The organism is Stenotrophomonas maltophilia group sp. RNC7, from assembly GCF_030910085.1.
GTDB lineage: Bacteria > Pseudomonadota > Gammaproteobacteria > Xanthomonadales > Xanthomonadaceae > Stenotrophomonas > Stenotrophomonas sepilia.
On sequence record NZ_JAVFVN010000499.1, the window covers coordinates 1 to 429 of the forward strand.

The 429-nt window shown below is 67.8% G+C and carries 1 protein-coding gene; it reads right to left on the reverse strand.

Features of this window, described 5'->3' with window-relative positions:
• Positions 1–429 (reverse strand): aromatic amino acid lyase (locus RCF13_RS09625; protein ID WP_308141097.1); only part of this gene is annotated, 429 nt, incomplete at both ends.

Consider the following 429-nt stretch of genomic DNA (forward strand, 5'->3'; position numbering starts at 1 on the left):
CGACACGTGGTCTTCCTGGTTGGCCGAGGTCGGCAGACTGTCGACGCTGGCAGGATGCGCCAGCGCCTTATTGTCGCTGGCCAGCGCGGCCGCCGTGACCTGCGCGATCATGAACCCCGAATTGACGCCGCCGTTGCTCACCAGGAACGGCGGCAGTTGCGACATGTGCTTGTCCATCATCAACGAAATGCGGCGCTCGGACAGCGCGCCGATCTCGGCCAGCGCCAGGGCCAGGTTATCGGCCGCCAGCGCCACCGGCTCGGCATGGAAGTTGCCGCCCGACAGCACGTCGCCCTGTTCGGCGAACACCAGCGGGTTGTCGGACACGGCGTTGGCCTCGATCTGCAGCACCTGCGCCACGTGGCGGATCTGCGTCAGGCAGGCCCCCATCACCTGCGGCTGGCAGCGCAGCGAGTAGGGGTCCTGGAC